Genomic DNA, 8,137 nt, shown 5'->3' with positions numbered 1-8,137 from the left:
AGTAATGGCTCTTAGAAGTCAGTTATTGAAAGGGGTTTTGGATGCATGTGTCATGGCCATAATAGAAGAACAACCAGTTTACGGCTACGAATTGTCCCAAAAACTTCAGCAGATAGGATTGCCTGATATTAGCGATGGTACGATTTATCCTGTGTTGTTAAGGCTTCAAAAAAACGGCTTTATCCGTGGAGAAATGAGACCTTCTGCAACTGGTCCTAATCGTAAATATTATTTTTTAACCGATGAAGGAAATGCGGAACTTGAACAAATCTCTTCTGAATGGATGCAAATTGCTCAACCGGTTAGTCAATTGCTAAAAAGGAGTGATAAAAATGAGGGGAACAAAATAACTAATTAAAGAAAACAATCACAAACGAGAGTTGCTAAATTCAAAAATGAGAAAATTTATGAGGGTTTATTGCTGTATATTCGAACAGATTTGAGAGTCGACGAACACGTAGCAGAAGAATTACTAATGGATGTACTAGATCATTTAATCGAAGCGCAAGAAGATGGCAAAGACGCTCGAGATTTCTTTGTTGATTCATTAGAAGCATATGCTGATGAACTGATCGCCAATATGCCAACAGAAAACAAACGCAATATCATTTTGTTTTTTACTACATTCGTTCTTCTGTTTTCAAACCTGAAATCAAAGAATGGAAAGTATATGTATTATCGGGATTGTTCGGCATGGTCGGATTTGCTTTTATCATGGGAGTTGGATTTTTCTTTGATGGCATAGGCCCAGTCATCCGAATTCAGTGGTGGGTACCCTTATTAATTGGACTGGTTTTACTAGGGATTAATAAAGGTGTCAGTCGACTTTCAATAAATTAACTGACAAAATATAGGGAGTGAAATTATTGGGTTGCTTCTGTATGATGAAATTAATAAATGATTCGAACGGAAGGGGATTTGTATGAACGTAGAACAACGGCAATTAAAAGAATGGATTTCAACCTATCCTTTGTTACAACCAATCATGAACTTAAAGCCAGTTGTTTGGCTAAACCCGAAACTTAAAAAAATGGCTGATATGAACAACTTACCAGTTTCTTTAGCAGATATGGAAAAAGCAGAGCAGCTTTGGCAACGCTTTGCTCCATTTTTAGCATCAGAATTTCCTGACACGGCAGAAGCAAATGGTATTGTCGAATCACCTTTGCGTGAAATCCCTAACATGAAAACTCAATTAAACGATCGATTTACAGATAATATTGAGGGATTGCTGTTTTTAAAATGCGATAATGAATTACCAATTGCGGGGTCTATTAAAGCGCGTGGTGGTGTTTACGAAGTATTGCATCATGCAGAAAAATTAGCAATAGATGCCGGTATCATTTCAACTGAGCAATCGTACGAGCAGTTTTCATCCGGAAAGTTTAAAGAGTTTTTTAGCCAATATTCCATAGGGGTAGGGTCTACAGGGAATCTTGGTCTAAGTATTGGCATTATTAGCGCGAAACTTGGGTTCCAAGTTTTTGTTTACATGTCTGCAGACGCAAAACAATGGAAAAAAGAGTTACTGCGTGAAAAAGGGGCTACCGTCGTCGAATTTAAAGGCGATTTTAGTGAAGCTATTTTAGCTGGACGTAACGAAACATTGGCCAAGCCAAATGCCTATTTTGTTGATGATGAAAAATCCAAGCATTTGTTTTTAGGGTATAGTGTGGCTGCTTTTCGTCTCAAGCAACAATTGAATGATGCGGGCGTACAAGTTGATGCCGAACATCCACTATTTGTTTATTTACCTTGTGGAGTAGGCGGTGCACCGGGGGGCATTGCGTTCGGCCTCAAGCAAGTTTTCGGTGATGAAGTTCATTGTTTTTTTGTGGAACCCACACATTCGCCAGCTGTTTTAATTGGGTTAATGACCGGTGCAAAAAATAAAGTTTGTGTTCAAGACTTTGGCATCGACAATATGACAGAAGGTGACGGCTTAGCAGTTGGACGACCATCTAGTTTTGCTTCAGGTATTAGCGAAAAAACAGTGAGTGGCATTTATACCATCGAAGATCAACAATTGTTTTCGTTATTAACACTGTTAGCCTCAAGTGAAGGCATTTTCGTGGAACCTTCTGCTACGGCAGGTTTACTCGGGCCATTGAAAATTCAAGCAAGTGATTACGCACAAGTAAATAAAATTCCAATGAACACGGCTACGCATATTGTTTGGGCAACCGGAGGTGCGTTAGTGCCAAAAGAAGAAATGGATGGATTTTATCAACGTGGAAATGAAGATTTAGGAGTGTAGCAAATGGATTTATTTTGGGTATTCATCATTACGGGCACAGTGTTGATGTATGGATATTTAATCTATACAGCTTCAGAAAAAAGATCAATGCATTAGAGAAAAAAGTGAGGCAACTTGAGAAACAGCTAACACAAATACAGCAAGGGGAAGAATGGATTGAACCGGAAATAAATGACGAACTGCGAGAACTTTTACAAAAAGTAAAAATAGTTGAAGCGATGAAACGAACACGTGAAGAGTTTGGCTGGTCTCTCCTAGACGCAAAACAATATGTTGATAGATTAAAGGAAGATCATTAATGGAGAGATGTGAAGTTTGTCGTATGCCATTCACATGGGAACAAGTCAGTAAATCGTTGTTGGCAGCATATAAACTGATTACGTGCCGCACTTGTAGTGAACGCTATAAAGTTCAGTTTTTATCCCGTGTTTTGGCTTCTCTTTTAGTCATTGGGCCGATATTCCCGGCCATTTTGCTTTCACCATCCATAAGCACACAAATGTTGATCTTTGTTGCGTTTATAGTTCTTCCATCTGTTTTTGTAGCATTGTCATATTTGATTCATTATCGAATCGCTTGAAAGATCCTTTCTAGGGTCTTTTTTTTGCAGGAAAAGGGGAGTATTCGTCGAATGATGAAGATAACATTATTTTCAAAAAGGAGGAACAATCAATGTCTATCCAATCGAGTCACATCTTCGTCAATTTGCCGGTGAAAAACTTGGAGAAATCTGTTTCTTTTTTTCAGGAACTCGGATTTGAATTTGAAAACAAGATGACCAATGACGATGGGGCAGCTTTGATTATTGGCCCCACTAGTTATGTGATGCTCCTGACTGAATCATATTTTAAAGGGTTTACAAAAAAAGGAATTACAGATACCTCTAGCCATTCAGAAGTTATTCTCACTATTTCAGCTTCAAGCAAAGCAAAAGTAGACGAGTTAATCAGTAAGGCATTAAAGGCTGGAGCTCAACCAGCAAATGAAAAAGTAGATGACGAATTCATGTATTATGCTAGCTTTATAGACTTGGATGGTCATATGTGGGAAGTTCTCTACATGGAGGAAATGTAAATGCGATCAATCAAAAAAGCATCCAAGAGAACAAGCTCTGGATGCTTTTTAAATATAATCCGCGTATTTTTTTTCAAGGTAGTTTTGTAAAATCGTCATGATCGAACAAATCGCCCAGTAAATAAGAGCTACTAAAATTAACATAGTTAACAAATCATATTCACGTGCACCAACAATTCGCGCCTTTTGGAAAATTTCTGGAACCGTAATCATGGCAGCTAACGAAGAAGCTTTAATTAAATCTAAATAGACGTTTGATAACGGTGGTAGCGCAATTCGAATGGATTGCGGCAAAATAATTCGACGCATGGATTGCCAATACGTTAACCCGAGTGCCTTAGATGATTCCCATTGTCCTTTATCTACCGATGCCAATGAAGAACGGAAAACTTCCGCAATATAAGCAGCACTATTGATCGAGAAACCAATCAACGCTGCTTGTACAGCTGTAAATTCAATTCCGACAACAGGCATTGCGAAATAAAGTAAAAACAAAATAACAAGAATTGGCACACCTCTCATAAAAGAGATATACAGGCGTGCGGGAAATTGTAAAATTTTTAGTGGGGACGTTCTAGCAAGCGATAGGAAAAAACCGATGATTACCCCTACAATCATACTGACTATTGAAATTAGCAAGGTATAGCCAATCCCTTCAAGTACGTAAGGCAACGATTCTATCGCTAAGGCCGGGTCAAATAATAATCCCCATTCAATGTCGTTCATGAGACAACCTCCTGCTTAGTTTTCTTCTATATCCGGTTTAACAGAAACATCTGCGCCACCAAAAAACTCTTTCGAAATTTCGGTTATCGTACCGTCTTCAAGCATATCTTCTAAGGTTTTGTTGACGTTTTCAGCAAGTTCTTTATTGTCTTTGTTCATTACAAGACCCACTTCTGACGGTGCATATTTAATATCTGGGTGAATCGTAATATTCATTTCTGGGAAAGCTGCAACACCAAACGTTGATAAATAATAATCATTCAAAATGACATCTGTCCGCCCAATCGAAACATCACGCAAATACACTTCGTTCGAAGCATTATCATACGTAACTTCTTCTGCACCATATTCACGCGCAATTTCCATATAGATAGAAGTAGATGCACCAGCTGCTTTTTTACCCGGTAAATCTTCTAAACTAGAAATGCCTGATAAATCATCTTTTCGAACAACCGCTGTACCATAGGAATACTTGATAGGTGTTGAAAAAATAAACTCTTCAGCGCGAGCTTCCGTAATTTCAATATCATTTGCGGCAAGATCAATTTGACCTGTATTCACACTTGTCAGCATTTCATCAAAGCCAAGCTCTTTAAATTCGATATCAAGTTCTAAACGTTCACCTAACTCACGAACGACTTCAACTTCAAATCCTGTTAACTCATCAGATTCTTCATCACGGAAGGAAGTAGCCAACAGCGTTCCAGAAGTAGCAACTGTTAAAGATCCTTCTTCTTGTATTTCATCCCATTTCGTTTTTGTTTCTTCATTATTACTTTCTTCACTACTGCATCCTGCTAATAACAATGTTGCAATCGCACCAGTAGTTACGAGTGTTTTATTCTTGGTAAAGCTGCTTTTCATTTATAAATCCTCCTTAAAATTAAATCCTTTAAGAACATAGCATTTACTCTAAACTAGGGCAATGCTTTGAACTTTATTTACCATAAATTCTGGTATTGACAATATTTTAATTATGTAAACTAAAGAATTGTCATACTATTAATAACGAAATTAGGTCTAGCAAATCTCTAAGCGCCGGAGCGTCCCCGCTCTAGGCGAAGTAATAAGACGGGGATTTTCCGGCTTATAGCGGGGCCATACCTAAAGCTTCCGAAGCGATTGTGTAAATAATACGCTTACTTCTTACGACAATAGAAAAGCCGAAAAGCAATAAGCTTTTCGGCCAAACACTATTTTTTTAACTTAATAACTAGTTCTTCATCAGGCGTCACAAACACGGTTTTTTGTTCGAAATAAATAACAAAGCCAGGCTTAGAACCATTTGGCTTTTTAACTTGTCTAGCTTCCGTATAATCAACAGGAACAGAAGACGACTCTCGTGCCTTACTGAAATAAGCAGCAATCGTTGCCGCTTCTAAAATCGTCGCTTCATCTGGGTCATTATTGTGAATAATGACATGAGATCCAGGAATATCTTTCGTATGCAACCATGTATCAGATTTGGCTGCAACTTTGAATGTCACATAATCGTTTTGTTTGTTGTTTTTACCAACTGAAATTGGCGTTCCATTAGATGAAACATAGGACTCTACAGTAGGTTTCGTAGGTTTTTTCTTTTTCTTCGATTTCTGCGCTTTCATAAAGCCTTGTTCAGCTAATTCTTCGCGAATTTCTTCAATGTCGGAAATACCGGCTTGCTGAACTTGTGACATCAGAGTTTCAAAATACTCAATATCTTCGACAGTTTTGTTGATTTGTTCTTGCGTTTTCACGACGGCAATTTTAGCTTTTTGGTAACGTGAATAATAACGCTGCGAATTGTCAATAGGTGTTTTACGTGGATCTAAGGTAATCATGACTTTTTCATCATTGTAATAATTGTCTACTTCAATTTCCTTCATGCCTTTTTTTATGCGGTGAAGGTTGGCCATGATCAATTCACCATGTAATTGAAGAACGTCACGTTTTTCAGCTTGATCTTGTTCTTTCTTCAATTTCTTCAATTTGAGTTTTAATTTGGAAATTTCGTTTTGTAGCCATCTTTCTAAATCACCCGCTTGTTGTTTAACGCGGTCTCGTTCAGCTTTTGCATAATACATTCTATCAAGCAATTCACCGAGCGTTGGAAATTGCAAACTGTTTTCGCCAATATGTGTCAGTGAGGAAGCGGAGAAAAAGCTTTTTCCTTCGTGCTCTATATAGTAGCCCGTCGGTTCCGCATTTGAAAAGTCAGCTAAAAATGCTTTTGTTGTTTCTATGTTACTGTCAGCAGTTGCTAAACGATATGCCAGTTCACGAGCATTTAATGGAGAAAAGCCGGAAAATTGGCTAACGATTTCGCTTGGATCTGTTTGAGCTAACTCTTCAATCGATGCGTACGGATCTTTTTTCTCTTGAGCAGGTGGGAAAATATAAGGTTGTCCTGGTAAAATTGTTCGGTAAGAATTGACGCTCGGTGGCAAATGCTTCAAGCTGTCAAGAATCATAGTGCGTTCAGCATCAATTAAAATAACATTAGAATGCCGTCCCATCATTTCAACGTGCAATTCGCGTTCAATATCATCGCCGATTTCATTTTTTGCTTTTATCTTCAACATAATAAGACGGTCCATTCCGTACTGGGAGATTTCTGTTATGACGCCGCCTTCAATATGCTTACGTAGTAACATACAAAACATCGGTGGCTCAGAAGGGTTGACATTCGCTTCTGCCGTCAAATGAATGCGTGAATACGATGGGTGAATAGAAATAAGTAGTTTATGGTTTTTTCCTTGAGCACGTATGTGTAAAAGCAGTTCAAGCTGGTTGGGCTGATGAACTTTTGAAATCCTACCGGTAACTAGCTGTTGCAATTCACCAGTCATCGATTTTGTGAATAATCCATCAAATGCCATTAAATATCCCTCTTTCAAATCGTTTTGTTCCATCTTATCATTTTCTCGGTGTATTATGATATAATAAGACAGTTAGTTAGAAAACGAAGAATAATGGTTGGTGACAAATGACGATTTAAAGTTTAGTAGAGAATGTCGTATATTCTCCTGTTAGTAGCTACGCTATAATTGGGTCAGCCGAATTATAGAAGTTATACTGATTTTTATATGGTGTGTAAGCTGATCAAGAAAATTCGCAGCGATAGGCTGTTGGGTAATACCAGTAATAGATGAGGTCGCTTTTAAAAAAGCGAACAGTTATATTTATTCTTTGGTATTTACAGCGGATACGCTTTTGCGGTTAGAAGAAAAGATGATAAGGCAAATGAGGGATAAAATGAGAAACCAACGTGGACTGCTGATAGTCCTATCAGGGCCTTCGGGTGTTGGCAAAGGCACGGTACGAAAAGAGCTGTTCTCACAGCCGAATACAAATTATGAATACTCTATCTCGATGACGACTCGTTCACCACGAGAAGGAGAAGTCGATGAAGTCGACTATTTCTTTAAAACACGTAGCGAGTTCGAAACCTTGATCGAGCAAGATCAACTGCTTGAATACGCCGAATTTGTAGAGAATTATTACGGTACGCCGCTTGAGTATGTCAACAAAATGCGCGATGCGGGTCGTGATGTGTTCCTAGAAATAGAAGTACAAGGTGCAGCGCAAGTTCGTTCGAAAGTTCCAGATGGCTTGTTTATTTTCTTAGCACCCCCAAGCTTATCGGAATTAGAAGAACGACTTGTCGGTCGAGGTACTGAGTCGGATGATGTCATTGCATCCCGATTGCGGGCCGCTCGCCAAGAGTTAGAAATGATGAACTTATACGATTACGTTGTAGAAAACGATGAAGTTGAAAATGCTTGTGACCGAATCAATGCCATCATTATTGCAGAACATTGCAAGCGTGAACGTGTTGAAAAACGATATTTCGATATGCTAAAGGAGAATGTCTAATGTTATACCCATCCGTTGATAAACTAAAAAGCCGAATTGATTCAAAATACTCGTTGGTGGCACTTGCTTCAAAACGTGCTCGCCAATTACATGAACATGGTGATGAAAAATTAGATTCATATATTTCTGTTAAATCGGTCGGTAAAGCACTTGAAGAAGTAGCAGCTGGCGTATTAGTACCAGAAAAACAAGATGAATTTGCAATCTACGAAGACGAAATTTAAC

11 protein-coding genes are annotated in these 8,137 nt (G+C 38.4%); 8 read left to right on the top strand and 3 right to left on the bottom strand.

Annotated features, from left to right (window positions below):
• The first annotated feature begins 4 nt into the window (after positions 1–4).
• From BBI08_RS11305 to BBI08_RS11280, 6 genes are all read left to right on the top strand, one after another.
• The gene (locus BBI08_RS11305) at positions 5–358 is read left to right on the top strand and encodes a PadR family transcriptional regulator (protein ID WP_008497995.1); all 354 of its coding nucleotides are present in this window, start codon (positions 5–7) and stop codon (positions 356–358) included.
• 81 nt (positions 359–439) lie between these two features.
• Complete coding sequence (locus BBI08_RS17325) at positions 440–745, top strand: hypothetical protein (RefSeq protein WP_237146538.1); 306 nt, start codon at positions 440–442, stop codon at positions 743–745.
• A gap of 177 nt (positions 746–922) precedes the next feature.
• Positions 923–2,257 carry a D-serine ammonia-lyase gene (locus BBI08_RS11295; protein WP_065528106.1) on the top strand — a complete coding sequence of 445 codons (1,335 nt, stop codon included), beginning with the start codon at positions 923–925 and terminating at the stop codon, positions 2,255–2,257.
• 14 nt (positions 2,258–2,271) lie between these two features.
• Positions 2,272–2,556 carry a hypothetical protein gene (locus BBI08_RS11290; protein ID WP_418312498.1) on the top strand — a complete coding sequence of 95 codons (285 nt, stop codon included), beginning with the start codon at positions 2,272–2,274 and terminating at the stop codon, positions 2,554–2,556.
• Positions 2,556–2,837 carry a TIGR04104 family putative zinc finger protein gene (locus tag BBI08_RS11285; RefSeq protein WP_082226461.1) on the top strand — a complete coding sequence of 94 codons (282 nt, stop codon included), beginning with the start codon at positions 2,556–2,558 and terminating at the stop codon, positions 2,835–2,837. Before BBI08_RS11290 ends, BBI08_RS11285 begins: the two co-directional genes overlap by 1 nt.
• Positions 2,838–2,929: 92 nt before the next feature.
• Positions 2,930–3,331, top strand: coding sequence for a VOC family protein (locus BBI08_RS11280; protein ID WP_065528105.1), 402 nt, complete (start codon positions 2,930–2,932; stop codon positions 3,329–3,331).
• Positions 3,332–3,379: 48 nt separating this feature from the next.
• On the opposite strand, the gene BBI08_RS11275 is transcribed toward BBI08_RS11280, so the two are convergent.
• The 3 genes from BBI08_RS11275 to BBI08_RS11265 form a co-directional block, all read right to left on the bottom strand.
• Entirely contained in the window at positions 3,380–4,057 is a 678-nt protein-coding gene (locus BBI08_RS11275) for an amino acid ABC transporter permease (RefSeq protein ID WP_065528104.1), read from the bottom strand.
• A 15-nt stretch (positions 4,058–4,072) separates the two neighbouring features.
• Complete coding sequence (locus tag BBI08_RS11270; RefSeq protein ID WP_008497988.1) at positions 4,073–4,921, bottom strand: transporter substrate-binding domain-containing protein; 849 nt, start codon at positions 4,919–4,921, stop codon at positions 4,073–4,075.
• A 329-nt stretch (positions 4,922–5,250) separates the two neighbouring features.
• Positions 5,251–6,915 (bottom strand): Rqc2 family fibronectin-binding protein, encoded by a 1,665-nt coding sequence (locus BBI08_RS11265; protein ID WP_065528103.1) that lies wholly within the window; start codon positions 6,913–6,915, stop codon positions 5,251–5,253.
• A gap of 376 nt (positions 6,916–7,291) precedes the next feature.
• Between BBI08_RS11265 and gmk the strand changes: the two genes are divergently transcribed.
• Both gmk and rpoZ read left to right on the top strand, forming a co-directional pair.
• Entirely contained in the window at positions 7,292–7,912 is a 621-nt protein-coding gene (gene gmk, locus BBI08_RS11260; protein ID WP_008497987.1) for a guanylate kinase, read from the top strand.
• Complete coding sequence (gene rpoZ, locus BBI08_RS11255; protein ID WP_008497986.1) at positions 7,912–8,136, top strand: DNA-directed RNA polymerase subunit omega; 225 nt, start codon at positions 7,912–7,914, stop codon at positions 8,134–8,136. The genes gmk and rpoZ overlap by 1 nt, the downstream gene beginning before the upstream one ends.
• Position 8,137 lies beyond the last annotated feature (1 nt).

It is taken from the genome of Planococcus halocryophilus (assembly GCF_001687585.2).
GTDB classification, from domain to species: domain Bacteria; phylum Bacillota; class Bacilli; order Bacillales_A; family Planococcaceae; genus Planococcus; species Planococcus halocryophilus.
Note: the sequence above shows the minus strand (reverse complement) of the source record. Positions and strands in the feature narration are given on the sequence as shown.

Excerpts from the sequence above, each read along its gene's own strand:
- BBI08_RS11265 (WP_065528103.1), bottom strand. The coding sequence starts at position 6,915 with ATGGCATTTGATGGATTATTCACAAAATCGATGACTGGTGAATTGCAA.
- BBI08_RS11270 (WP_008497988.1), bottom strand. The coding sequence starts at position 4,921 with ATGAAAAGCAGCTTTACCAAGAATAAAACACTCGTAACTACTGGTGCG.
- BBI08_RS11285 (WP_082226461.1), top strand. The coding sequence starts at position 2,556 with ATGGAGAGATGTGAAGTTTGTCGTATGCCATTCACATGGGAACAAGTC.
- BBI08_RS11305 (WP_008497995.1), top strand. The coding sequence starts at position 5 with ATGGCTCTTAGAAGTCAGTTATTGAAAGGGGTTTTGGATGCATGTGTC.
- rpoZ (WP_008497986.1), top strand. The coding sequence starts at position 7,912 with ATGTTATACCCATCCGTTGATAAACTAAAAAGCCGAATTGATTCAAAA.
- BBI08_RS11275 (WP_065528104.1), bottom strand. The coding sequence starts at position 4,057 with ATGAACGACATTGAATGGGGATTATTATTTGACCCGGCCTTAGCGATA.
- BBI08_RS11295 (WP_065528106.1), top strand. The coding sequence starts at position 923 with ATGAACGTAGAACAACGGCAATTAAAAGAATGGATTTCAACCTATCCT.
- BBI08_RS11280 (WP_065528105.1), top strand. The coding sequence starts at position 2,930 with ATGTCTATCCAATCGAGTCACATCTTCGTCAATTTGCCGGTGAAAAAC.
- gmk (WP_008497987.1), top strand. The coding sequence starts at position 7,292 with ATGAGAAACCAACGTGGACTGCTGATAGTCCTATCAGGGCCTTCGGGT.